The sequence below is a fragment of the Streptomyces sp. NPDC020807 genome (assembly GCF_040641575.1).
Classification (GTDB): domain Bacteria; phylum Actinomycetota; class Actinomycetes; order Streptomycetales; family Streptomycetaceae; genus Streptomyces.
Window position 1 is genome coordinate 1 of the sequence record NZ_JBFADU010000034.1, and the last position, 23,148, is coordinate 23,148.

Below are 23,148 nucleotides of genomic sequence, written 5' to 3' on the forward strand. Positions count from 1 at the left end.
CAGCCGAGGACGGCCTCCCCGATCTCGGAGACTGTGACTGGAGTTCCGCCGTGGGCTCTTCCGATCACGGCGCCGCCGCCTTCCCGGCCCGGTGGTGCGTCCGCTCCCCCGCCGTCACGCGTCGTCACCGTCACCAGTAGTGGTTCCGGCCGCCGACGGCGTGGCCGGCCGCGCCCATGATCCAGAGGACGGCGCCGATGAGGACCAGCACGATGCCGATGGTCCACAGGATCGAGATGCCGGTGACGAATCCGATGATGAGCAGAACGATTCCGAGAAGGATCATGACGTGCCTCGATTCGGTGAACCCCCTGACCCGTGCCGGGCGTCTGCCCAGACTCGGCCGGTCTAAAAGTCAGGGGGCCGGATCGCGGCGGTTCGGCCCGGTCAGCCGCTCACCGTCACGCCGAGGTCGGTGAGGACCTCGTCCGCGGCGCGGAGGCCGGACTCGGCGCCGCCCTCCATGAAGCCCTGGGCGAGCTCCGAGGTGTGCTCGCCCGCGAAGTGGGTGTTGCCCTGGCGGACGCCCTCGTAGCCGGCGTACTGGTGGGCGTAGCCGGGCGGCCACGCCGAGTACGAGCCGTACGCGTTCGGGTTGAGGGGCCAGGCGGCGAGCGTGGCCTTGCCGGTCCAGTGCGAGGTGATGCCGGGGAAGACCGGTTCGAGCTGGGCGAGTGCCGCCTGCGCGTAGCCGTGGACCTGGGGGTCGGCCGCTGTCCGGAAGGGCGAGGACGGGGTGAAGTCGGCCGCGTGGCTGCCGCCGGCGTAGACGGTGAGGATGCCCTTGGTGCCGGACTGGCCTCGCGTGGTCTCCCAGGAGGTCTGGTAGCCGGTGTCGCTCATGGTGCTTCCGGTGGCCTTGCCCCAGGGGCCGGTGGCGTTCCAGTGGCGGGTGTCGAACTGGAGGGAGAGCTTGCAGTTCTGGCCCATCCGCATCGCGGCGATGCCCGCGAGCTTGCGGGCGTCGAAGCCGGAGGAGGAGAGGTCGAGCCGCTGGAGGACACCGACCGGGAGGGCCAGGATCGTGTGGTCGGCGAGGACCGTCTGCGTACACCCGGCGGCGGTGAAGGTGAGGAGCTGTCTGCCGCCGGGGGCGGCCGCGACCTTCTGGAGGCGCCAGCCGTGGCGGACGGTTCCGGCGGGCAGGGCGGCGGCGATGGCCTGCGGAATGCGCTGGTTGCCGCCGCGCACGTGGAAGCGGGTGTCGCTCTCGCCGAAGAGGGCGAAGCCGTTCGGGTCGGGCTGGTAGGAGAGGACGCCCAGGATGCCGAGGGCCGAGGAGACGGCGGTGTCGACCCCGAACTCGGTGGTGTAGGCGACGTCGAGGAGCTGTCCGAACGGGGAGGCGAGGCCGCCGGGGACGCGGCTGGCGATCCAGTCGCGGATGCTCATGTTGGACAGGGCGATGGCGCCGGGGCTGTTGGAGGAGTTCCAGACGACGGGCCAGTTGAAGGAGGCGAGGTCCTGCTGGATGACCGGCTTCAGCTTCTTGAAGTCGGCGCTGGCCTGCGCGTACGTGTAGTAGGCGCCGTCGAATCGGTACACCTCGGTGGTGCCGGTGGGCTCGGCGGCGCGGATGTCGTCGAGGGGCAGGTTGAAGCGGGCGGCGAGGCCCTGCATGACGGCGTGGCCCGTGTCGATCATCTCCCCGCCCCACTCGGACACCTGGCCGTCGGCCCAGTAGGCGCCGGCCGGGTTCGAGTACATGCGGCCGCCGACGCGGGTGTCGGCCTCGTAGACGGCGGAGGTGATGCCGTGGTCGGCGAGGCGGAGGGCCGCGTTGAGGCCGGCGATGCCGGCGCCGACGATCGCGATCACGGGGGCGCCGGCGGAGTCGGCACGGGCGGTGCCCGCCGCCCCGACGGCGGTGGTGGCGGCCAGGCCGACACCGGCGGCGATCCCGCCGAGGACGGAACGGCGGGAGAGGGCGGAGCTGGGTCCGGCGCCGGTGGTGAGGTCGGCGTCCGTGGAGTGTTCGGCGACGATCCGGCGCAGCATGCGGGCCGGGGCGGTGCGTGCCATGTACGGCTCCTTCCGGAGGGGGGCCGGGCTTCCCTGGGTGGGGGAAGGCCGGGAACGGCGGTGACGGGCTGTCACCGCCGACGTGAAAAGGGCCTCGCGCGAACGGCGGTGGGTCAGCCGAGGTAGCGCGCGGGGCGGCGGGTCGGCCAGCCGTCGAGGGTCTCCAGCTCGGCGGCGACCCGGAGGAGGGCGGCCTCGTCCCAGGGGCCGGCGATGAGCTGGCTGCCCACGGGGAGGCCTTCGGCCGAGGTGAAGGTGGGGAGGCTGATGGCGGGCAGGCCGGTGATGTTGCAGAGGGCGGTGAAGGAGATCATCCGCGTCTCGGTGGTGCGGGGGCCGCCCGGGTCGGCGTTGGCCTCCTTGAGCAGGGCGTCGACCGGTGGCGGCAGGCAGGCCATGGTGGGCGTCAGGAGGAGGTCGAACTCCTGGCCCCACTGCGCGCGGATCCCGCGGGACTCCTCGGCGAGGAGGTTCGCGGCGCGGGTGTACTCCCCCGAGTGCTTGCCGGCCGCCCGGTCCATGCGGAACCGCAGGTGCGGTTCGGCGAGTTCGGGCTGCTGGTAGGGCGCGGCCCAGAGCGCCGCGTCGAGGACGGTCTGCGCGTACCCCGTGATGGCCCGCTCGCTGAAGAAGCGGGGCGCGGCGGGGGCGACGTCGTGGCCCAGGGCGACGAGGAGGCGGGCGGTGTGCTCGGCGGCGGCGACGCACTGGGGGTCGACGGGGAGGCCCGTGGGGGCCTCCGTGAGCAGGCCGATGCGGAGGCGGCCGGCGTCCCGGCCGATCTCGTCGAGGTACGGCCGTTCGGGCGCGGGCGCCTGGTACATGGCGAGGCGGTCCGGTACGGACATGGCGTCGAGCAGCGCGGCGGCGTCGCGGGTGGTCCGGGTGATCGCGCCCTCGACGGTGGCGTGCTCCCAGCCGGGGACCTGCTGCGGTACGCGGCCCCGGCTCGGCTTCAGACCGACCAGGCCGCAGGACGACGAGGGCATCCGGATGGAGCCTCCGCCGTCGTTGGCGTGTGCGACGGGCGCGAGTCCGGCGGAGACGGCCGCGGCGGCGCCGCCGCTGGAGCCGCCCGAGGAGTGCTCGGGGCTCCAGGGGTTCCGGGTGCTGCCGAAGCGGCTGTTGTCGGTGGTCGAAAGGAGCCCCATCTCCGGGGAGTTGGTGCGTCCCATGAGCAGGAACCCGGCGTCGAGCAGCCGTCCGACCACCGGCTCGGTGAGGTCGCGGGGCCGGTCGTCGACCCCGTACGACCCGTAGGTCGCGGGCTGCCCCTCGACCTGCGTCAACTCCTTGACGGGAACGGGCACTCCGTGGAACGGCGCGAGGGCCTCCCCGTCGACGACGGCCTGTTCGGCCCGGCGGGCGGCGGCGAGCACGGCCTCCTCGTCGACCCAGGTGAACGCGGCCAGCTCGGGGTTGTGCGCGTCGATGCGGCGGAGGTAGGTCTCGGCGATCTCGACGGGGCTGAGCTCACGACCGCGGACGGCCGCGGCGAGATCGGTGGCTGAGGAGAAGGGGTCCATGGTGGTGGCTCCTGGGGCGACGGGGGCGGGGCGGGGGCAGGAGGGTCCGCTTGGGGGCGGAGGGGGTGGAAAGGCCCGCTTGGGGGCGGGGGTAGGGGGTCCGCTCGGGCGGGGGCGGACGAGCCCTCGGCGGGGTGCGCTTCATGGGCGGGGCACTCGCCCCCCCGGGGCGGTGCTCCGCGGGTCAGCTCACCGCGAGGATCGCGTTCAGACGGTCGCGGAGGCCCTCTTCGTTGGGTTCGTCGAGGACGACGCGGCCCGCCTCCATCGCCACCACGTGGCGGCTGTGGTCGAGGAGCGCGCCGGCGTGCTGGTCGACCAGGAGGACGGCCGTGCCCGCCGCGGCGATGGTGCCGAGCGCTTCGAGGACGTCGGTGACGACCGAGGGCTGGAGGCCCTGGGTGAGTTCGTCCACGGCGATCAGGGTGCGGCCCGCGAGCATCGCGCGGGCGATGCCGAGTTGCTGCTTCTGGCCGCCCGAGAGCGTGCCCGCCTGCTGGCCCGCGCGGTCGGTGAGGAGGGGGAAGACGGTGTACGGGTCGACGGCCGGGGTGACGTCCTTGCGCCGGGCGAGGCGGAGGTTCTCGGCGACGGTGAGGGCCGGGAAGACGCCCCGGTCCTCGGGCATGAGGGTGGCGCCCGCCCGGGCGAGCAGTTCGGGGCGGCCCGGCGGTACGGCCGTGCCGTCGAGGGTGACGGTGCCGCCGTGCCGGTCGGCGAGGCCGAAGACCGTGCGGAGCAGGGTCGTCTTGCCCGCGCCGTTGCGGCCGATCAGGGCGGTGATCTCGCCGCCGCGTACGGTCAGGTCGGTGGGGCGGACGACGGGGGCCTGACCGTATCCCCCGGCGAGGCCGGTGAGTTCGAGCATCAGTGCGCTCCCAGGTAGGCGGCGCGGACGGCGGGGTCGGCGGCGACCTCGTCGAGCGAGCCGCGGGCGAGGACGGTGCCGCCGGCCAGGACCACGACCTCGTCGGCGAGTTCGCGGACGATGTCCATGTCGTGTTCGACGACGAGGAGGGCGCAGCCCGTACGCCGGCCCAGCTCGCGGAGTTCGCGGGTCAGGCGGCGGGCGTCGTCGGGGCCGAGTCCGGCGGCGGGCTCGTCGAGGAGGAGCAGCCGGGGCGCGGCGGAGAGGACCATCGCCAGTTCCAGGCGGCGCCGGTCGGCGAGCGGCAGGGTGCCGGCGGGGCGGAGTTCGTCGGCGACGAGGTCGGCGAACTCGGCGGGCGGGTCGGTGGGTTCGGGTGCCTCGACGCGGGCGAGGCGGAGGTTGTCGGCCGGCGAGAGGTCGGCGACGACGCTGGGGATCTGGAACATGCGGCCGACGCCGAGAGCGACCCGGCGGTGGACGGGGAGTCCGGTCGCGTCGGTGCCGAAGAGCCGCAGGCTGCCCGCGTCGGGGGCGAGCTGTCCGGCGACGACGTTGAGGAAGGTGCTCTTTCCCGCGCCGTTCGGGCCGATGAGGCAGACGCACTTCCCGGCCTCGACGGTGAGGTCCATGCCGGTGAGGACGTCGACGGGGCCGAAGGACTTCCTGATGCCGGTCGCGACCAGGGGGGCGACGGGGGTGGTGTCGGCGGCCTTCGCCGTCTTCCGGGGTGTACGGCCGGGGTCTCGGCGTGCGGCGGCGGGGAGGCGCAGGTCCGGGCCGGGGCCGGCGAGCAGGCGGCGCGGGGCGGCGGTGAGGCCGGCCGGGGCGACCTGGACGACGAGGAGGAAGAGGGCGGCGAGGGCGAGGACGTACCAGCCCTGCCAGGTGGATCCGAGGTACTGCTGGCCGACGGTGACGGCGACCGCGCCGACGAAGGGGCCGACGGTGGACTCGCGGCCGCCGAGGGCGAGCCAGATCAGGACGGAGGTGGAGAGGCCGAGGCCGAAGACCTGCGGGGAGACGAGTCCGGCGACGGGGGCGTAGAGGGCTCCGGCGAGGGCGGCGACGGCGGCGCTCGCGGCAAAGGCGGCGGACCGGACGCGGGTGCCGTCGATGCCGCTCTGGGCGGCGCGTTCGGGGTTGCGGGCGGCGGCGACGAGCCGGGTGCCGAAGCGGCCCCGGGTGAGGACGAGGGCGCAGACCGCGACCACGGCCGCGACGGCGCCGAGGGTGACGTAGTAGGAGGTGACGACGTCGGGTCCGGAGACGGAGAGGCCGTTGGTGCCGCCGGTGACGGGGGTGAGGGTGGTGGCGGCGCGCTGGAGGAGCAGGCCGACGCCGATGGTGAGGAGGATGAGCGGTGCGTCGGGGACGGGGGCGGCGAGGCCGATGCGGACGACGGGCAGGGCGACGAGGACGGCGGCGACGACGGCCGCGGTGACCGTGAGGGTCAGGGGGAGGTCGTGCTCCTGGGCGAGGGCGACGGCGTAGGCGCCGAGGCCGAAGAAGGCGGCGTGGCCGACGCTGAGGAGTCCGGCGCGGCCCCAGGAGAGGTCGAGGCCGTAGGCGAAGAGGCCGTGGCAGAGGCCGAGGGTGAGGGTGGCGACGGCGAAGGCGTCGAGGCCGAAGGGGGCGGCGAGCAGGCCGGCGGCGGCGAGGCCGGGGAGCGCGACGCGCAGGGTCCGGCGGAGGCGGTCCGCGGGTGGGGTGGCGGCGGTGGCGGTGGCGGGGCCGTGGGCCGGGGCCGCCCCGGCGGCGGGGGCGGACCCCGTCGCCGCGGCGGACCCGGTGGCGGCCGCCGACCCGGCGGGGACGGTCACGAGCAGCCCTTCTTCGGGGTGGTGTCGGCGACCATCGGGTGCGTACGGGTCACCTTGTACGAGCCGTCGCGGCCGATGGTGACCTCGCGCATGTCGGCCTGGAGGACGTGGTTGGTGGGGTCGAAGCGGGTGCCCTTGCCGAGGGGGCTGTCGTAGGAGAGGCCGCCGATGGCCTTGTTGACGGCCTCGGGCTCGCCGGAGCCCGCCTTCTCGGCGGCGGCGAGGAAGAACTTGACGCCGAAGTAGGCGTTTCCGGCCACCTCGGGGATGGGGGCCTTCCACTGGTGGGCGTCGCGGTAGGCCTTCGTGAAGGCGGCGCTCTCGGCGTCGTCGACGCCGTCGCTCCAGCGGACGGTGTGGGTGCGGCCCGCGACGAGGTCGGCGAGGGCGGGCTGGAAGTCGGCGTCGAGGGGGGCGCCCTCGTAGCCGAGCTTCGGGGTGAGGAGGCCGAACTGCTGGGCCTGCTTGCTGAAGGTGACGGCGTCGGCGCCGACGACCATGGAGAGGACGGCGTCGGGCCCGGCGTTCTTGACGCGGCTGATGACGGGCTGCCAGTCGGTCTGCCCGAGGGGGCTGAACTCCTTGGCGACGACGGTGCCGCCTTCCTTCTTCACGAGCTCCTCGGCGATGTCGGCGTAGAAGCGCGGGTAGTTGTAGTCGGAGCCGGTGATGGCGATCTTCTTGCCGTACTTCTTGACCAGGCCGGGGACGGTGGGCACGAGCATCTGGCGGGTGGACTCGCCGAAGCCCCACTGGTAGGCGAAGCAGCGGTCGGTGTCGCCGAGGATGGCCGTGCCGAAGGGGACGTGGGCCTCGTCGGCGACGCGGCCGACGGCTTCGGCGGTGTCGCCGGTGATGGTGCCGAAGAGCATCGTCACCTTGTCCTGGCGGATGAGGCGGCGGGCGAGCTGGGTGGAGTTGGCGGGGTCGCCGGCGTCGTCGACGACGACGTACTCGACGGGCTTGCCGTGGACGCCTCCGTCGGCGTTGACCTTCTTGACGGCGAGTTCGAGGCCGTTGCGGAGGGCGGTGCCGACCTGGGAGACGGGGCCGGTGAGGGGGACGACCACGCCGATCTTCACGGGGCCGCCGGTGGCGGGGGCCGCGTCGTCGTCGAGGGCCGCGCCCTGACAGCCGGTGAGGGCGAGGGTGAGGGCGAGGGTGCCGGCCGCGGCGAGCGCGGTGGGGCGGGGGGCGGGCGTCACGCGGCGCTCACGGGCGCGGTGGGACGACGGAACCAGCGACGGAACCATGGGGTGAACCTTCCGATCCAGGGGCGCGAGCGCAGGGCGGCTATCGCGACGACGACGGCGTAGAAGACGGCTTCGGCGACGGTGTCGGAGAGCCACGTGCGCAGCAGGACCGACAGCGCGGCGATCAGCAGGGCGGCGCCGGCGGCGGTCGCCAGGGCACCGGGGCGGCTGAGCAGCAGGCCGAAGAAGACGGGGACGAGCAGGCCGAATCCCATGCTGGGGTTGACGGCGAGCACGGGGCTGTAGAGGGCTCCGGCGAGGATCGCGAGGAGGCCGCCGACGGTGAAGGCGGTGGCGCGCATGCGGCGCGGGTCGGTGCCGAGGAGGGCCGCCATGGACGGGTTGTCGGCGACGGCGCGGAGCCGGAGGCCCCAGTCGGTGCGGTGCGCGGCGAGGAGCACGAGGCCGATGACGACGACCGCGGTGAGCGCGCACACCAGCCGGTAGGTGGGGTAGGGCGTGCCGAGGACGGTGAGGGTGCCGTCCACGGGTACGGCGACGGTGCGCGAGGTCCCGGTGAAGAGGAGTTCCGCGCCCTGCCGCAGGGCCATCCCGAGGCCCCAGGTGACGAGCATGGCGGCGAGGCCGTCGTCACCGATGCGGCGCAGCAGCAGCCGTTCGACGAGGAGGAGGAGCGGCACGCCGGCGACGAGGGCGAGCAGGGTCCGCAGGCCGAAGGGGGCGGTGGTCACGGTCGCGGCGACGTACGCGCCGACCATGGCCAGGTCTCCCTGGGCGAGGTTGACGACCCGTGTGGCCGCGAAGATCACCGCGATCCCGACGGTGAGCAGCCCGTAGAGACCGAACTGGCCAAGGATGGCCAGAAGTACATCCATCTGTTACCGCCTGTGTGCTTCAGGTACAGCGAGGACTCTGCGAGCATCTGGCAATCCCGTGGTGAGCACTGGTCCGGCAGCGCAGAGTTCTGTGCCCGCAGTGCGCGGCCCGGACGGCGCGAAGGACGCGTCCGGGGCGCACGGGGATCGGGAGGGAGTACGACATGCCGGTGGAGCGACGGGACGAAGGCAACCTGGTCTTCGGCTATCTCGACACCGCGACGGCGGACCGCGCGGGCGCCTTCGACACGGTGCTCGTACGGGCACGGGCGGGCGACTCGGGGTACGCGGCCGACATGCGGTCGAGCCGCTTCGGGGCGCTGAACGGCTGCGACATCAGCGGGGAGCAGGAGATCCGGGTGATGCCCCGGCCCTCTCCCGCTGCGCGGCGGCCCGGTCACCTCCTCGGCCTGCTCGTGTCGGGGCGGGGCGAGCTGGAGCAGGACGGGCGGCGGGCGGAGCTCGCACCGGGTGACTTCGTCCTGTACACGGGGGCGCGTCCGTTCCGTCTGGAACTGGGCACCTCGCACCGGTACTTCGTCCTGTCCCTGGACGAGGGGACGGCGGGCCGGGTCGCGACGGCGGCGGGGGCGGTGACGGCCAACGCGGAGCTGCCGCGTTCGCCGAGCGGCCGGGTGCTGTCGGCGGTGGTGGGCGAACTGGCGGAGCGGGCGCACGGTTTCGGGCCGTTGGCGCGCCGGGAGATGGGCGAGCACGTCTCGGCGATCCTCGGGACGCTGCTGCGCGAGGCGGGCGGCGCGGGCGTCTCCTCCGACCGGGGCTCCTCCGGTGCCGTCGACCGCGTCCTCGCCTACATCGACGACCACCTCGCGGAGGACCTGTCACCGGGGACGATCGCGGCGGCGCACCACATCTCGGTCCGTCATCTGCACGCGATGTTCCGGGAGTCGGGCGTGACGGTGAGCGATCACGTACGGCGCCGGCGCCTGGAGCGCATCCGCCGCGACCTCGTCGACCCGGCGCTCGCCCACCTCCCGGCGTACGTCCTGGCGGCGCGCAGGGGCCTCGGCGAGGCGAGCCACTTCAGCCGGGTGTTCCGCGCGGAGTTCGGCCTGTCGCCGCGGGCGGTGCGGGAGCAGGCGCGCGCGGGGGCGTGAGGGGTCCGGTGCGGCTCGGGCCGCGCCGCACCGGACGGCCGCACACGGGACGGCTCAAGCCGCGCCGTACCGGACCCTCAGGCGGGACGGCGCGGCACGACGCCGAAGACCGGACGGGCATCCCCCCGTGGGTGCCCGTCCGGTCGTTCGTGTCGGCGGGTGCGGTCCGCCGGGGTTCTCAGGTCAGCTGTCGAAGCCGAGGCCGAGGCTGTCCAGGGTCCTCAGCCACAGGTTGCGGCGGCCCTGGTTGTGGTCCGCGCGGGTCATCGACCACTGGGTGATGCCGATGCCGACGGAGCGGACGGGCTCGGGCGGGAACGGGAGGGGCTTGCGGCGGACCAGTTCGAGCTGGGTGCGCTCGGTGCGGGCGCCGTCGAGGAGGTCGAGCATGACCTCCGCGCCGAAGCGGGTCGCGCCGACGCCGAGGCCGGTGAAGCCGGCGGCGTAGGCGACCTTGCCGCGGTGGCTCGTGTCGAAGAAGACGCAGAAGCGGGTGCTCATGTCGATGGCGCCGCCCCAGGTGTGGCTGAAGCGCACCCCTTCGAGCTGCGGGAACGTCGTGAAGAAGTGCTTCGCCAGGGTCGCGAAGGTCTCGGGCCGCTGGTCGTGCTCGGCGCGCACCTTGCCGTTGTAGTGGTAGATGGCGTCGTAGCCGCCCCACAGGATCCGGTCGTCGGCGGAGAGCCGGACGTAGTGGAAGTGGTTGTTCATGTCCGCGAAGCCCTGGCGGTTCTTCCACCCGACCGCGGCGAGCTGCTCCTCGCTGAGCGGCTCCGTCATGAGCGCGTAGTCGTAGATCGGGATGGTGTACGGGCGGTGGCGGCGCAGCAGCGAGGGGTACGCGTTGGTGGCGAGGGCCACCTTGCGGGCGGCCACGCTGCCGTACGGGGTGCGGACGGTGACGGTGTGCCCGTGCTCGTCGAGGGAGAGGGCGGGGGTGTTCTCGTGGAGGCGGACGCCGAGCGCGAGGCAGGCGGCGCGCAGGCCCCAGGCGAGGCGGGCCGGGTTGACCATGGCGACGTCGTGCTTGTTCCAGAGGCCGGCGAGGAAGGTCGGGGAGTCGATCTCCGCCCGTACGGCGTCGGCGTCGAGGTACTCGGAGGAGCCGCCGTAGCGGGCGACGGCCTCTTCCTCCTCCTTGAGCCACTCGACCTGGTGGGGTTCGGTGGCGACGGCGAGGGAGCCGGTGCGCTCCCAGTCGCAGTCGATGCCGTGGCGGACGAGGGTGTCCTCCATGGCCTGGAGGTTCTCGCGGCCGAGGCGCTCCAGGAGGCCCATCTCTTCGGGCCAGCGGGTGATGCCGTTCTGGAGGCCGTGGGTGAGGCTGGCCTCGACGAAGCCGCCGTTGCGTCCGGAGGCGGCTCCGCCGGCCTCCTCGGCCTCGACGAGGACGACGTCGAGGTTCGGGTTGCGCTCCTTGGCGACGAGCGCGGTCCACAGGCCGGTGTACCCGCCGCCGACGACGAGAAGGTCGCACGAGGTCGCGCCGACGAGGGCGGTGGCGGCGTGCGGCTTCTCGGGACTGTCGAGCCAGAACGGGGTCGGTTCGGCGTCCCGGAGCGAGGCGAGTGGATCCATGGCGGCGAGCTCCTTGCGCTGGTCGCGGAGGCGAGGTACGAGCCTCCAAGTACCGCCATGACACCGTCCGGGCAGATCAAGGTCAATGGTGTTGACATAAGAGCCGCCGGGTCCGCCCGCGCAACCCGGGGCGCGCCGCCGACGTCCTATCCCGTACGGTGACGCACCGCGTCTCAGCCCCCAGCCACCAGCCCCGCCCAGCGAACAGGACACCCCATGAGCGACAAGGCCCGCACACTCTTCGACGCGCTCGACCTCGATCACGACGGCAGCCTCACGCGCACCGAGGTGATCAGCGCGCTGCGGTCCAAGGGTCCGACGCTCGCCGCGCAGGGCGTCATCCCGATGTGGGGCGTCGGGGACGTCGACGACTCGGCGGCCCTGTTCGACGCGTGCGACCAGAACGGCGACAAACTCCTCTCGTTCGAGGAGTTCGCCGCCGTCGTGGACCGCCGTTTCGGCTGGTGACGTCCGGCGCGGACCGCGCCGGACGGCCCGTCAGTTCTCCACGCTGATCTCGCGCTTGAGGATCTTGCCCGTCGGGCCCTTCGGCAGTCCCTCCACGAGCTGGACGATCCGCGGGTACTTGTACGGCGCCACGCGCGCCTTCACGAACGCGCGCAGTTCGTCGGCGGTCGCCTCCGCGCCCGGGCGCAGGGTGACGACGGCCGCGACCTCCTCGCCGTGCACCTCGTGCGGGACGCCCACGACGGCCGCCTCGGCGACGGCCGGATGCTCGTACAGGACCTCCTCGATCTCGCGCGGGTAGACGTTGTAGCCGCCGCGGATCACGAGGTCCTTCTTGCGGTCCACGACGAAGTAGAAGCCGTCCTCGTCGCGCCGCGCGAGGTCGCCCGTGCGGAACCAGCCGTCGACGAACGCGGCGGCGTCGGCCTCCGGGCGGTTCCAGTAGCCGGGCGTCACGTTCGGGCCCTGGACGGCGATCTCGCCGACATCGCCCTCGGGGACGTCCTTGCCCTCGTCGTCGACCAGCCGGACCTGGACGCCGGCGATCGGGGTGCCGATGGAACCGGGCTTGCGCGGCCCTTCGAGCGCGCCGAAGGTGACGACCGGGGAGGTCTCCGAGAGGCCGTACCCCTCGACGAGCACGCAGCCGAAGGCGTTCTCGAAGCGGTGCAGCACCTCCACCGGCATCGCCGAGCCGCCCGTCACGCTCAGGCGCGGGCCGCCGTCCGCGAGGCCGGTCGAGCCGGCCGCCTCGGCGGCGGCGAGCAGGCCGAGGAACATGGTGGGCACGCCCTCCATCACCGTGACCTTGTCGCGGGAGAGGATCTCCAGCGCCTTCGCCGCGTCGAAGCGCGGCAGCAGGGTCACCCGGGCGCCGGTGAGGACGGCCGCGTTCAGCCCGCAGGTCTGGCCGAAGACGTGGAAGAACGGCAGGCCGCCGAAGACGGTGTCGGTCGAGGTCACGCCGAGGACGCGGGCCACCGCGTCGGTGTTGGAGCCGAGGTTGCCGTGGGTGAGCCGGGCGCCCTTCGGGCGGCCGGTCGTGCCCGAGGTGTAGAGCAGGACGGCGAGGTCGTCCGCGCCCCGCTCCACGACCTGGTGGCGCGGGTCGACCGCGGCGAGGACCTCGCCGAAGGCCGGGTCGGTGACGTCGACGCAGTCGATGCCCAGCTCGGCGGCGGCCGGACCGGCCTCGGCCAGGGCGGGGCCCCAGGCGAGGATCAGGCGGGCCTGGCAGTCCCCGGCGCCGTACGCGATCTCGCCGGTCTTGAGCAGCGGGTTCATCGGTACGGCGACCGCGCCGGTCCGCAGGACGCCGTAGTAGGCGACGGCGAAGTGCGGGATGTTCGGCAGCATGATCACCACCCGGTCCCCGGCCCCGACCCCCCGCTCGGCCAGCCAGCCGGCGACGCGGGCGCTGCGTTCGTCGAGCGACCGGTAGTCGAGCGCCAGGTCGTCCAGCTGGATCGCCACGCTGTCCGGCCGCGCCGCTGCCGTACGCGCGAGGTTGAGGGCCAGGTTGGTCATCGTCGACCTCTTTCCGGGACAAGTGTTTTCGCGAAGAGCCGGAACTGAGATGGTGCCTCCTCCGACGCCCTCGCGTCGATGCGACCCAGATCACTTCCGCCCAGCTCAGCGGCAAGGTTACCGGTCGGTTGCGTCACCCGCTTGCCGGTCCCCAGGTTGCGACTAGGGTCGAGAGAGAGGCCATAGGTGCATCTCCGTCCGGGTACTCGCGGGAGAACCCGGAGTGGGGACGTACGAGAGGAGGCCTTCCATGACCATGACCCGGACAGTGCGGAGCGCCGTCGCCCTCGCCGGAGCCGCGGCTCTCGCGCTCGGGGCGGCGTCGCAGATCGGAGCGGCCGAGCCGGGCGCCGGGAGCGCGGCGCAGGGCGAGGTACGGATCGGCCTGCTCCTGCCGGAGAGCAAGACCACACGGTACGAGAAGTTCGACCGGCCCTACATCGAGGCCAAGATCAAGGAGCTGGCGCCCGGGGCGACCATCGACTACTACAACGCGGCGGAGAGCGCGACGACCCAGCAGCAGCAGGTGAACACGGCGCTCGCGAAGGGCGACAAGGTCCTCATCCTGGACGCCGTGGACGCCAAGTCGATCCAGTCCTCCGTCCAGAAGGCCCATGACGCGGGCGTGAAGGTCGTCGCGTACGACCGCCTGGCGCAGGGCCCGGTGGACTCGTACGTCTCCTACGACAACCGCAAGGTGGGCGAGCTCCAGGGCAAGGCGCTCCTCGACGCGCTCGGCGACAAGGCCGGCGACGGCGAGATCGTGATGCACAACGGCTCCCCGACCGACCCGAACGCGGCCGAGTTCAAGGCGGGCGCGCACTCCGTCCTCGACGGCAAGGTGAAGATCGGCAAGGAGTACGACACGCCGAACTGGGACCCCAACAACGCCAACCAGCAGATGTCCGGCGCCATCAGCGCGCTCGGCAAGGACCGGATCGTCGGCGTCTACTCGGCCAACGACGGCCTCGCCGCCGGCATCGCGACCGCGCTCAAGGCCGCCGGCCTGAACGTGCCGCTGACCGGCCAGGACGCCCAGCTCGACGCGATCCAGCGGATCCTCGTCGGCACGCAGACGATCACGGTCGAGAAGCCGTACAAGCCGGAGGCCGACATCGCCGCGACGATGGCGGTGGACCTCGCCGAGGGCAAGGAGCTCCCGGACTCGCTCACCCCCACCACGGTCACCAGCGGAAGCGGCCAGAAGGTCCCGGCCAACCTGCTGACGCCGGTCGTGGTCGACAAGACCAACATCAAGGACACGGTCGTCAAGGACGGGCTGTACACGGTCGAGGAGATCTGCACGCCGACCTACGCGGCCGCCTGCGAGGAGGCCGGACTCCGCTGACCCGGGGTCCGCTGCCGTACGGAGGAGGCGGTTCCCTTGCCGGAGCCACCCGTGCTCACCCTGCGGGGGATCTCCAAGCGGTTCGGCGCGGTCCAGGCCCTGAAGGGGTTCGACCTGGAGGTGCGCTCCGGCGAGGTCGTCGCGCTCGTCGGCGACAACGGCGCCGGGAAGTCCACCGCCGTCAAGGCCATCGCCGGGGTCAACCCGCCGGACGAGGGCGTCATCGAGTGGGAGGGCCGCCCGGTGGCCGTCAACCGGCCGCACGACGCCCAGAACCTCGGCATCGCGACCGTCTACCAGGACCTCGCGCTCTGCGACAACCTCGACGTCGTCGCCAACCTGTTCCTCGGCCGCGAGCTGCGCCGCTTCGGGGTGCTCGACGAGGTCCGCATGGACCGGCGCGCCCGCGAACTGCTCGACACCCTGTCCATCCGCATCCCGAGCGTCCGCATCCCCGTCGCCTCGCTCTCCGGCGGCCAGCGCCAGACGGTCGCCATCGCCCGGTCGCTGATCGGCGCGCCGAAGGTGGTCATCCTCGACGAGCCGACGGCGGCGCTGGGCGTCGAGCAGACCGCCGAGGTGCTCGACCTCGTGGAGCGGCTCAGGGACCAGGGGCTCGGGACCATCCTGATCAGCCACAACATGGTCGACGTGATGGCGGTCGCGGACCGGATCGCCGTCATGCGGCTCGGCCGGAACAACGGCGTCTTCGACAAGCGGTCCACCACCACCGAGGAGATCATCTCCGCCATCACCGGGGCCACGGACAGCGCGGTCACCCGCCGCCGGGCCCGTCAGCGCGGGGAGGAGGCGGATGGATCATGAACGGCCGCCCGGACCGGGGCCGTGACCGCCGTCGCTCCGACGACTCCGCCGCCCAGGAACCCGCGAAGGGCGCGGTGCCCGCCGTCGACGCCCGGCTCCTCGTCCGCGAGGAGGGCGTCAAGGGGTACGTCGACGAGTTCCGGCGCAAGCTGCGCAGCGGCGAGCTGGGCTCGCTGCCCGTCGTCCTCGCCCTCGTCGTCATCTGGACGGTCTTCGGCAGCCTCGACAGCGCCTTCCTCTCCGCGCAGAACCTCTCCGACCTCAGCCAGCAGATCGTCGGCACCGGCATGATCGCCGTCGGGATCGTCTTCGTCCTGCTGCTCGGCGAGATCGACCTCTCCGTCGGCTCGGTCAGCGGCCTGTGCGCCGCGATCTTCGCCGTCCTGAACGTGCTGAACGGCATGAACGAGTGGCTGGCGCTGCTCGTCGCCATCGGCGGCGGCGCGGTCGTCGGGCTGATCCACGGGTTCTTCTTCGCCGTCGTCGGCGTGCCCGCGTTCGTCGTCACGCTCGCCGGAAACCTCGCCTGGAACGGCCTGATGCTCCAGGTCCTCGGCACCAGCGGCACGGTCAACATCCCCGCCGAGAGCATCGTCTCGCGGCTCTACTCGACGATCTACCACAGCCCCGCCGCCGCGTACGTGACGGCCGCCGTCGGCGTCGGGCTCTTCCTGGCGGCCTCGCTCCTGGACGCGCGGCGCCGCAGGGCGGCCCGTGTGCCGTACCGGCCGGTGGCCGAGATCGTGCTGCGTACGGCCGTGATCGCGGCGATCGCCTTCGCGGCGGCGTACGTCCTCAACCGGTACCAGGGGCTGCCGCTCGCCCTCCTGATCTTCCTGGTCCTCCTCGTCGTCCTGGACTTCGTCCTGCGCCGCACGACGTACGGGCGCCGGATCTTCGCCGTCGGCGGGAACATCGAGGGCGCGCGCAGGGCGGGCGTCAGCGTGCCGTTCGTCCGGATCACCGTCTTCTCGATCGCCGGGACCATGGCCGCGATCGGCGGCGTCTTCCTCGCCGGCCAGATCCAGTCGGCGAGCCAGACCTCGGGCGGCGGCAACCTGCTGATGAACGTCATCGCGGCGGCGGTCATCGGCGGCACGAGCCTGTTCGGCGGGCGCGGATCGGTCTGGTCCGCGCTGCTCGGCGCGTTGGTCATCGGCTCCATCCAGTCCGGCATGAACATCATGGGAGTCAGCAACGCCGTCCAGTTCATGATCACGGGTTCGGTGCTCCTCGCCGCCGTGGTCGTCGACTCGCTGTCCCGGCGCAGCCAGAAGGCGGCGGGGCGGGCCTGAGCCGTGTCGCCGCGATCGGAGGGTGGTGCTCCATGGGAGCCGAGAACGAGGACCGGAGCCGTACGGGCGGGGACGGCGGCCGGAGCGAGGAGGGCCGGAGCCGTACGGGCAGGAGCCGTACGGGCAGGGGCGACGGCCGGAACGAGACGGAGAACGAACGGGCGGACCGGCGCTGGCAGGAGCTCATCCAGGAGATCCGCGTCGCGCAGACCGGTGTGCAGATCCTGCTCGGCTTCCTCCTCACGGTCGTCTTCACCCCGCACTTCCAGGGACTCGGCCAGACCGACAAGACGATCTACATCGTCACCGTCGTCCTCGGTTCCCTGGCGACGGGGGCGCTCATCGGCCCCGTCGCCTTCCACCGGATCGTGTCGGGGCGCCGGGTCAAGCCGCAGGCGGTGGTCTGGGCCTCCCGGCTCACCTTCACCGGCATCGTGCTCCTCCTCGCCACCCTCGTCTCCGCGCTCCTGCTGATCCTGCGGGTGGCGACGGACGACGCGTACGTGCCCTGGCTGGTCGCCGGGGTCTTCGCCTGGTACCTGCTCTGCTGGTTCGCGCTGCCGCTGTGGGTGCGGTTCCGGTACACGAGCGGCCCGTAGGGGGCGAGCTCACACCGGGCTCCGGGGGACTGTGTGACCGGCGTTACGGACCATGATCCGATCGGTTGACACGGGCGTAACGGCCCTTCCGTACGGTCGGGAACCGATCGACCCGATCGGTTCCCGATCGGCTGGTTCCACGGAGAGGCGCCCCGGTGACCCCACACGACACGCAGGTGCGGTCCGTCTGCTCGTACTGCGGTGTCGGCTGCGGACTGCTCCTCGACATCGGGATCGGCGCCGACGGCCGCCGTACGGTCCTGAAGGCGACCGGCGACAAGGACCACCCCGCCAACCGGGGGCGCCTGTGCACCAAGGGCGCCACGACCGCCGAGATGCTCGCCGCGCCGGGCCGCCTGACCCGGGCGCTCGTCCGCGCCGACCGGGCCGCGGAGCCCGTGCCGACCGGCACGGAGGCGGCGATCGCCGAGACCGGGCGCCGGCTCCGGGCGATCGTCGACGAGCACGGCCCGGACGCCCTCGCGCTGTACGTCTCCGGCCAGATGAGCCTGGAGGCGCAGTACCTCGCCAACAAGCTCGCCAAGGGCTTCGTCGGCACCAACCAGATCGAGTCGAACTCCCGGCTGTGCATGGCGAGCGCCGGGACCGGCTACAAGCTGTCCCTCGGCGCGGACGGCCCGCCCGGCTCGTACGACGACCTCGACCGGGCGGACGTCTTCCTCGTCATCGGCTCCAACATCGCCGACTGCCACCCCGTCCTCTTCCTCCGGATGATGGAGCGGGTCAAGGCCGGGGCGAAGCTGATCGTCGTCGACCCCCGGCGGACCGCGACCGCCGAGAAGGCCGACCTGTTCCTCCGGGTGAGGCCCGGCACGGACCTCGCGCTCCTCAACGGGCTCCTGCACCTCCTGCACGAGAACGGGCACACCGATCCCGCCTTCGTCGCCGGTCACACGGAGGGCTGGGAGGCGATGGTCCCGTTCCTCGCCGACTACCCGCCCGCGACGGTCGCCGCGCTCACCGGCATACCGGAGGAGGACCTGCGGACGGCGGCCGAGTGGATCGGCACGGCGAAGGAGTGGACCAGCTGCTGGACCATGGGCCTCAACCAGTCCACGCACGGCACCTGGAACACCAACGCCCTGATCAACCTTCACCTGGCCACCGGCGCGATCTGCCGACCGGGCTCCGGCCCCTTCTCGCTCACCGGCCAGCCGAACGCCATGGGCGGACGCGAGATGGGGTACATGGGCCCCGGCCTCCCCGGGCAGCGGTCGGTCCTCGTCTCCGAGGACCGGGCCTTCACGGAGGAGCTGTGGGGGCTCCCGGCCGGCACGATCCGCGAGGACGGCTCGGGCACCGGCACCGTCGACCTCTTCCGGCGCATGGCCGACGGCGAGGTCAAGGCCTGCTGGATCATCTGCACCAACCCGGTCGCGTCGGTCGCCAACCGGTCCACGGTGGTGGCGGCGCTGCGGGCCGCCGAGCTGGTCGTCGCACAGGACGCGTTCGCCGAGACGGAGACCAACGCGTACGCCGACGTCGTCCTCCCGGCGGCCCTGTGGACCGAGACCGAGGGCGTCCTCGTCAACAGCGAGCGCGGCCTCACCCTCGCCCGCCCGGCGGCCGACCCGCCCGGCGAGGCGCTGGCCGACTGGCGGATCATCGCGGGCGTGGCGCGGGCGATGGGGTACGGGGAGGCGTTCGCGTACGAGAGCGCCGAGGAGGTCTTCGAGGAGATCCGGCGCGCGGGGAACCCGAGGACGGGGTACGACCTGGGCGGGGTCACGTACGAGCGGCTGCGCGAGACGCCGGTCCAGTGGCCGGCGGCGGTCGGCGGACCGGCGCGGAACCCGATCCGGTACGTCTCCGAGGACGCTCCGGGGCCCGTCTTCCCGACGCCGAGCGGACGCGCGGTCTTCTTCCCGCGCCCCCACGTCGACGCGGCGGAGATGCCCGACGACGATCACCCCTTCGTCCTCAGCACCGGCCGTCTCCAGCACCAGTGGCACACCCTCACGAAGACGGGGAAGGTCGCGAAGCTCAACAAGCTGAACCCGGCGCCCTTCGTGGAGGTGCACCCCGAGGACGCGCGGGAGCTCGGCATCGCGGAGGGGGACGCGGTCGAGGTCGTGTCGCGACGGGGGAAGGTGGTCCTGCCGGCGGTGGTGACGGACCGTGTGCGGCCGGGGTGCTGCTTCGCGCCGTTCCACTGGAACGACCTGTTCGGCGAGGACCTGTGCGTGAACGCGGTGACGAACGACGCGGTGGACCCGCTGTCGTTCCAGCCGGAGCTGAAGGTGTGCGCCGTGGCGCTGCGGAGGGTGGCGGCACCCGCGCGGGTGCCGCGGGACGCCCCGCGCGTGCTCGTCCCGAGCGGCGTCGTCCAGCCGGGTCCGGGGTCGCGGCCGGGGCCGTGGCCGGGCGCGGGTGCGGGGCCTGGCGCGGGTGCGGGGCCGTCGGCGGCGCTCGGGGCGTTCGGCCTCGCGCCGGAACCGCCGCCGGTGCTGAGCGCGGAGGAGCGGCAGTACCTCGTGGGCTTCCTGGCGGGCCTGGAGCAGGGCGCGCCCGGAGTGCCGGTGCTGCCGCCGGGGGCGCCGTTCCGGGCGCAGCACGCGCGCTGGGTCGACGGGGTCCTCGCCGGCATGTACTCCCGGACGCCCGGGGCCGCGGCGGAACCGGTCACGGCCGGACGTGAGGTCGTGGTCCTCTGGGCCTCGCAGACGGGGAACGCGGAGGAGTTCGCGGCGACGGCGGCGGCGCGGCTGCAGGCGGCGGGACACCGTCCCGCCCTGACGGGCATGGACGCGACGGACCTCGCGGCCCTCTCCCCCACGGCCGACCTCCTCCTCATCACCAGCACCTTCGGCGACGGGGACGCCCCCGACAACGGCGCCGGGTTCTGGGACGCGCTCGCCGCGCCCGACTCGCCGCGCCTGGACGGGCGGCGGTACGCGGTCCTGGCGTTCGGGGACTCCTCGTACGGCGACTTCTGCGGGCACGGGCGGCGCCTCGACGACCGGCTGGGCGAGCTCGGAGGCGTACGCCTGGCACCGCGGACGGACTGCGAGCCGGACTTCGAGCCGTCGGCTCTGGCGTGGCTGGACCAGGTGCTCGCGGAGCTCGGCGACGGGCACGCGACGACCGACGCGGCCGGGCCGGCGGTCGCGGCCGCGGCCGCGACCGCGACCGCGCCTCCGGCTCCGAAGCGCCGGACGGGCCCGGTCACCACCCCGGCCCGCCTGGTCGGCAACCGGCTGCTGAGCCTGCCGGGGGCGGGCAAGGAGGTGCGGCGGTTCACCTTCGACACGAGCGAGGGCGGGGGTGCGCCGCTGGGGTACGAGGCGGGCGACGCGCTCGGCGTGCAGCCGGTCAACTGCCCGGACCTGGTGGCGGAATGGCTGGCGGCGACGGGCCTGCCGGCGGACGCCCCGGTGGAACTCCCCTCCGTGGAAAGGCCGGTGGCGTTCGGCGAGGCTCTCCACCGCCACCTGGACATCACCCGCACGACGAACGCCTTCCTCTCCTTCGTGACGGAGCGGACCGGCGACCGGACCCTCAAGCGGCTGCTCCGTCCCGACAACAAGGACGGCCTCGCGCAGTGGACGTGGGGCCGCCAGGCGGTCGACGTGCTCGCCGAGCACCCGGTCCGGGCGAGCGCGCAGGAGTGGGCGGAGGTCCTGGGCCGCCTGAAGCCCCGTCTCTACTCGATCTCCTCGAGCCCCCTGACCGACCCGCACCGGGTCTCCCTCACGGTCTCCGTCATCCGGTACGAGAACCTCCACGGCCACGCCCGCAAGGGCGTCTGCTCCCCGTTCCTCGCGGACGCCGAACCGGGCGCGGAGGTCCCGGTCTTCGTCCAGCGCACGCCGAACTTCCGTCCACCGGCGGACGCTTCGACCCCGCTGATCATGGTCGGTCCCGGCACGGGCGTGGCCCCGTTCGTCGGCTTCCTGGAGGAGCGCCGGGCGCTCGGCCACCGCGCCCCGAACTGGCTCTTCTTCGGCGAGCAGCACCGGGCGACGGACTTCTACTACGAGGACGAGCTCACCGCCCTCCTGGCGGACGGCACCCTCACCCGTCTCGACACGGCCTTCTCCCGAGACCAGCGGGCCAAGGTCTACGTCCAGGACCGCATGCGCGAACACGGCCCGCAGCTCTGGTCCTGGCTCCGGTCCGGCGCCCATGTCGCCGTCTGCGGCGACGCGGCCCGCATGGCGAAGGACGTGGACCGGGCCCTCCGGGACGTCGCGATCACCCACGGCGGCCACGACGAGGGCTCGGCCGCGGTGTACGTGAAGCAGCTGGCCGCCGACAGGCGGTACGTACGGGACGTGTACTGACCGATGCGCCCGTGATCGTGCGCGGAGGCTTGTCAGGCCGGTGCCACCGCCCTATCGTCACCCACGCAGAAAGCGCTTTCCAGGAGGTGTGAGGACGACACAGACGACCGAGTCCCGCCATGCGGCGGGAAGCAGGGAAGGCCATCCATGAGACGACATGCCACACGCCCGGTCACGCGAAGGCTCCAGGCCACGCTCGCCGCGCTGGCCCTCGCCGCGGCCGCCGGGGCCGTGGTCGCGGCCCCCGAGGCGTCCGCCGCGACCGGCGGGCCCACCGGGTACGCGACGCAGAACGGCGGCACCACCGGCGGCGCCGGCGGCCAGACCGTGCGCGCCACCACGGGGACGGCGATCCACGCGGCCCTCTGCGGGCGGGCCAGCAGCAGCACCCCGATCGTCATCGAGGTCGAGGGGACGATCAACCACGCCAACACCGCCCAGGTGTCGGGGCCGAGCTGCAACACCGCCGCCGGGGTGATCGAGCTCAAGCAGATCAGCAACGTGACGCTGATCGGCGTCGGAGCCGGGGCCGTCTTCGACCAACTCGGCATCCACATACGTCAGTCGAGCAACATCGTCATCCAGAACGTGACCGTGCGGAACGTCAAGAAGTCGGGCTCGCCCACCTCCAACGGCGGCGACGCCATCGGCATGGAGAGCGACGTGCGGAACGTCTGGGTCGACCACGTCACCCTGGAGGCCTCCGGCGGCGAGTCGGACGGGTACGACGGGCTCTTCGACATGAAGGACAACACCCAGTACGTCACGCTGTCCTACAGCGTCCTTCGGAACTCCGGGCGCGGCGGACTGGTCGGGTCGAGCGAGACGGAGCTGTCGAACAGCTTCATCACCTACCACCACAACCTCTACGAGAACCTCGACTCCCGCGTCCCCCTCCTGCGCGGCGGCACCGCCCACATCTACGACAACCACTACTCCGGCATCAACGAGTCCGGCATCAACTCCCGCGCCGGCGGCCGGGCCAAGGTCGACAACAACTACTTCGAGGACTCCAAGGACGTCCTCGGCACCTTCTATACCGACACCACCGGGTACTGGCAGGTCGGCGGGAACGTCTTCGACAACGTGACCTGGTCGAGCCCCAGCACCGAGTACCGGCCCGCCGGGCCGAACCCGCAGTCCAACACGACGATCTCCGTCCCGTACGCCTACACCCTGGACCCGGCGAGCTGCGTCCCCGACGTCGTGAGCCGGACCGCCGGTGCGGGCAGGGGACTTCAGGTGTCGGACGGGTCCTGCACGCCGACGACGCCGAGCCCGACGCCGACGGCGACCACGCCGACGCCCACGCCCACCACCCCGGTACCGACCACCCCGGCACCCACGACCCCCGCGCCGACCACGTCCGCCCCCACCGGCACCAACCTCAGCATCGGTGCCGGTTCCGACGGGTCGAGCAAGGCCGACGGGACCAGTTACGGCAACGTCCGGGACGGTGACCTCGCCACCTACTGGTCGCCCAGCGGGTCCACCGGATCGGTCTCGGTCAAGTGGGGTTCCCCGACGGCGATCTCGAAGGCCGTCGTCAAGGAGCCGAGCGGAGCCACCGGCCGGATCGGGACCTGGCGGCTCCTGAACGCCGACACCGGGGCCGTACTGGCCACCGGTACCGGCGCGGGCTCCATCGCCTTCGCCCCGGTCACCCTGAGCAAGGTCACCTTCGAGATCACCGGCTCGTCGGCCACGCCGCGGGTCGCCGAGTTCGAGACGTACGCCGGGTAGCGGAGGCGTCCCGTC

Annotated in this window: 17 protein-coding genes; 8 read left to right on the plus strand and 9 right to left on the minus strand. The window is 73.0% G+C overall.

The window, feature by feature from the left end; all coding sequences use genetic code 11:
- Window positions 1-130: 130 nt before the first annotated feature.
- From AB0G79_RS30820 to AB0G79_RS30850, 7 genes are all read right to left on the minus strand, one after another.
- On the minus strand, window positions 131-286 hold the full coding sequence (locus AB0G79_RS30820; RefSeq protein ID WP_360812287.1) for a hypothetical protein: 156 nt from the start codon (window positions 284-286) through the stop codon (window positions 131-133).
- 101 nt (window positions 287-387) lie between these two features.
- Window positions 388-2,022: an NAD(P)/FAD-dependent oxidoreductase gene (locus AB0G79_RS30825; protein ID WP_360812289.1), complete on the minus strand. Its 1,635-nt coding sequence runs from the start codon at window positions 2,020-2,022 to the stop codon at window positions 388-390.
- 113 nt (window positions 2,023-2,135) lie between these two features.
- Window positions 2,136-3,548 carry an amidase gene (locus tag AB0G79_RS30830; protein ID WP_360812291.1) on the minus strand — a complete coding sequence of 471 codons (1,413 nt, stop codon included), beginning with the start codon at window positions 3,546-3,548 and terminating at the stop codon, window positions 2,136-2,138.
- Window positions 3,549-3,732: 184 nt separating this feature from the next.
- Window positions 3,733-4,416, minus strand: coding sequence for an ATP-binding cassette domain-containing protein (locus AB0G79_RS30835; protein ID WP_360812293.1), 684 nt, complete (start codon window positions 4,414-4,416; stop codon window positions 3,733-3,735).
- Entirely contained in the window at window positions 4,416-6,239 is a 1,824-nt protein-coding gene (locus AB0G79_RS30840; RefSeq protein WP_360812295.1) for an ATP-binding cassette domain-containing protein, read from the minus strand. The genes AB0G79_RS30835 and AB0G79_RS30840 overlap by 1 nt, the downstream gene beginning before the upstream one ends.
- On the minus strand, window positions 6,236-7,492 hold the full coding sequence (locus AB0G79_RS30845; protein WP_360812297.1) for a substrate-binding protein: 1,257 nt from the start codon (window positions 7,490-7,492) through the stop codon (window positions 6,236-6,238). The genes AB0G79_RS30840 and AB0G79_RS30845 overlap by 4 nt, the downstream gene beginning before the upstream one ends.
- Complete coding sequence (locus AB0G79_RS30850) at window positions 7,441-8,328, minus strand: branched-chain amino acid ABC transporter permease (RefSeq protein WP_360812299.1); 888 nt, start codon at window positions 8,326-8,328, stop codon at window positions 7,441-7,443. Before AB0G79_RS30850 ends, AB0G79_RS30845 begins: the two co-directional genes overlap by 52 nt.
- Window positions 8,329-8,492: 164 nt before the next feature.
- Here AB0G79_RS30850 and AB0G79_RS30855 point away from each other — a divergent pair, with 164 nt between their 5' ends.
- On the plus strand, window positions 8,493-9,446 hold the full coding sequence (locus AB0G79_RS30855) for a helix-turn-helix domain-containing protein (protein ID WP_360812301.1): 954 nt from the start codon (window positions 8,493-8,495) through the stop codon (window positions 9,444-9,446).
- 183 nt (window positions 9,447-9,629) lie between these two features.
- Here AB0G79_RS30855 and AB0G79_RS30860 read toward each other — a convergent pair whose 3' ends face one another.
- Entirely contained in the window at window positions 9,630-11,024 is a 1,395-nt protein-coding gene (locus AB0G79_RS30860) for an FAD-dependent oxidoreductase (RefSeq protein WP_360812303.1), read from the minus strand.
- Window positions 11,025-11,240: 216 nt separating this feature from the next.
- Here AB0G79_RS30860 and AB0G79_RS30865 point away from each other — a divergent pair, with 216 nt between their 5' ends.
- Window positions 11,241-11,492, plus strand: a complete 252-nt coding sequence (locus tag AB0G79_RS30865; RefSeq protein WP_360812305.1) for an EF-hand domain-containing protein — start codon at window positions 11,241-11,243, stop codon at window positions 11,490-11,492.
- Between the two features lie 30 nt (window positions 11,493-11,522).
- On the opposite strand, the gene AB0G79_RS30870 is transcribed toward AB0G79_RS30865, so the two are convergent.
- Window positions 11,523-13,019: a long-chain fatty acid--CoA ligase gene (locus tag AB0G79_RS30870; RefSeq protein ID WP_360812307.1), complete on the minus strand. Its 1,497-nt coding sequence runs from the start codon at window positions 13,017-13,019 to the stop codon at window positions 11,523-11,525.
- Between the two features lie 256 nt (window positions 13,020-13,275).
- Between AB0G79_RS30870 and AB0G79_RS30875 the strand changes: the two genes are divergently transcribed.
- The 6 genes from AB0G79_RS30875 to AB0G79_RS30900 all read left to right on the plus strand — a co-directional run bounded on the left by AB0G79_RS30875 (window position 13,276) and on the right by AB0G79_RS30900 (window position 23,133).
- Window positions 13,276-14,367: a substrate-binding domain-containing protein gene (locus AB0G79_RS30875; protein WP_360812375.1), complete on the plus strand. Its 1,092-nt coding sequence runs from the start codon at window positions 13,276-13,278 to the stop codon at window positions 14,365-14,367.
- Between the two features lie 36 nt (window positions 14,368-14,403).
- Entirely contained in the window at window positions 14,404-15,192 is a 789-nt protein-coding gene (locus AB0G79_RS30880; RefSeq protein WP_360812309.1) for an ATP-binding cassette domain-containing protein, read from the plus strand.
- Window positions 15,189-16,487, plus strand: a complete 1,299-nt coding sequence (locus AB0G79_RS30885) for a sugar ABC transporter permease (protein ID WP_360812311.1) — start codon at window positions 15,189-15,191, stop codon at window positions 16,485-16,487. Before AB0G79_RS30880 ends, AB0G79_RS30885 begins: the two co-directional genes overlap by 4 nt.
- Before the next feature lie 32 nt (window positions 16,488-16,519).
- Entirely contained in the window at window positions 16,520-17,086 is a 567-nt protein-coding gene (locus tag AB0G79_RS30890; RefSeq protein WP_360812313.1) for a DUF6328 family protein, read from the plus strand.
- A gap of 155 nt (window positions 17,087-17,241) precedes the next feature.
- Entirely contained in the window at window positions 17,242-21,390 is a 4,149-nt protein-coding gene (locus AB0G79_RS30895; RefSeq protein ID WP_360812315.1) for a molybdopterin-dependent oxidoreductase, read from the plus strand.
- Between the two features lie 147 nt (window positions 21,391-21,537).
- Complete coding sequence (locus AB0G79_RS30900) at window positions 21,538-23,133, plus strand: pectate lyase (protein ID WP_360812317.1); 1,596 nt, start codon at window positions 21,538-21,540, stop codon at window positions 23,131-23,133.
- Window positions 23,134-23,148: the final 15 nt, after the last annotated feature.

Excerpts from the sequence above, each read along its gene's own strand:
- AB0G79_RS30875 (WP_360812375.1), top strand. The coding sequence starts at position 13,276 with ATGACCCGGACAGTGCGGAGCGCCGTCGCCCTCGCCGGAGCCGCGGCT.
- AB0G79_RS30860 (WP_360812303.1), bottom strand. The coding sequence starts at position 11,024 with ATGGATCCACTCGCCTCGCTCCGGGACGCCGAACCGACCCCGTTCTGG.
- AB0G79_RS30825 (WP_360812289.1), bottom strand. The coding sequence starts at position 2,022 with ATGGCACGCACCGCCCCGGCCCGCATGCTGCGCCGGATCGTCGCCGAA.
- AB0G79_RS30900 (WP_360812317.1), top strand. The coding sequence starts at position 21,538 with ATGAGACGACATGCCACACGCCCGGTCACGCGAAGGCTCCAGGCCACG.
- AB0G79_RS30850 (WP_360812299.1), bottom strand. The coding sequence starts at position 8,328 with ATGGATGTACTTCTGGCCATCCTTGGCCAGTTCGGTCTCTACGGGCTG.
- AB0G79_RS30855 (WP_360812301.1), top strand. The coding sequence starts at position 8,493 with ATGCCGGTGGAGCGACGGGACGAAGGCAACCTGGTCTTCGGCTATCTC.
- AB0G79_RS30820 (WP_360812287.1), bottom strand. The coding sequence starts at position 286 with ATGATCCTTCTCGGAATCGTTCTGCTCATCATCGGATTCGTCACCGGC.
- AB0G79_RS30865 (WP_360812305.1), top strand. The coding sequence starts at position 11,241 with ATGAGCGACAAGGCCCGCACACTCTTCGACGCGCTCGACCTCGATCAC.
- AB0G79_RS30890 (WP_360812313.1), top strand. The coding sequence starts at position 16,520 with ATGGGAGCCGAGAACGAGGACCGGAGCCGTACGGGCGGGGACGGCGGC.
- AB0G79_RS30845 (WP_360812297.1), bottom strand. The coding sequence starts at position 7,492 with ATGGTTCCGTCGCTGGTTCCGTCGTCCCACCGCGCCCGTGAGCGCCGC.
- AB0G79_RS30870 (WP_360812307.1), bottom strand. The coding sequence starts at position 13,019 with ATGACCAACCTGGCCCTCAACCTCGCGCGTACGGCAGCGGCGCGGCCG.
- AB0G79_RS30830 (WP_360812291.1), bottom strand. The coding sequence starts at position 3,548 with ATGGACCCCTTCTCCTCAGCCACCGATCTCGCCGCGGCCGTCCGCGGT.
- AB0G79_RS30835 (WP_360812293.1), bottom strand. The coding sequence starts at position 4,416 with ATGCTCGAACTCACCGGCCTCGCCGGGGGATACGGTCAGGCCCCCGTC.
- AB0G79_RS30885 (WP_360812311.1), top strand. The coding sequence starts at position 15,189 with ATGAACGGCCGCCCGGACCGGGGCCGTGACCGCCGTCGCTCCGACGAC.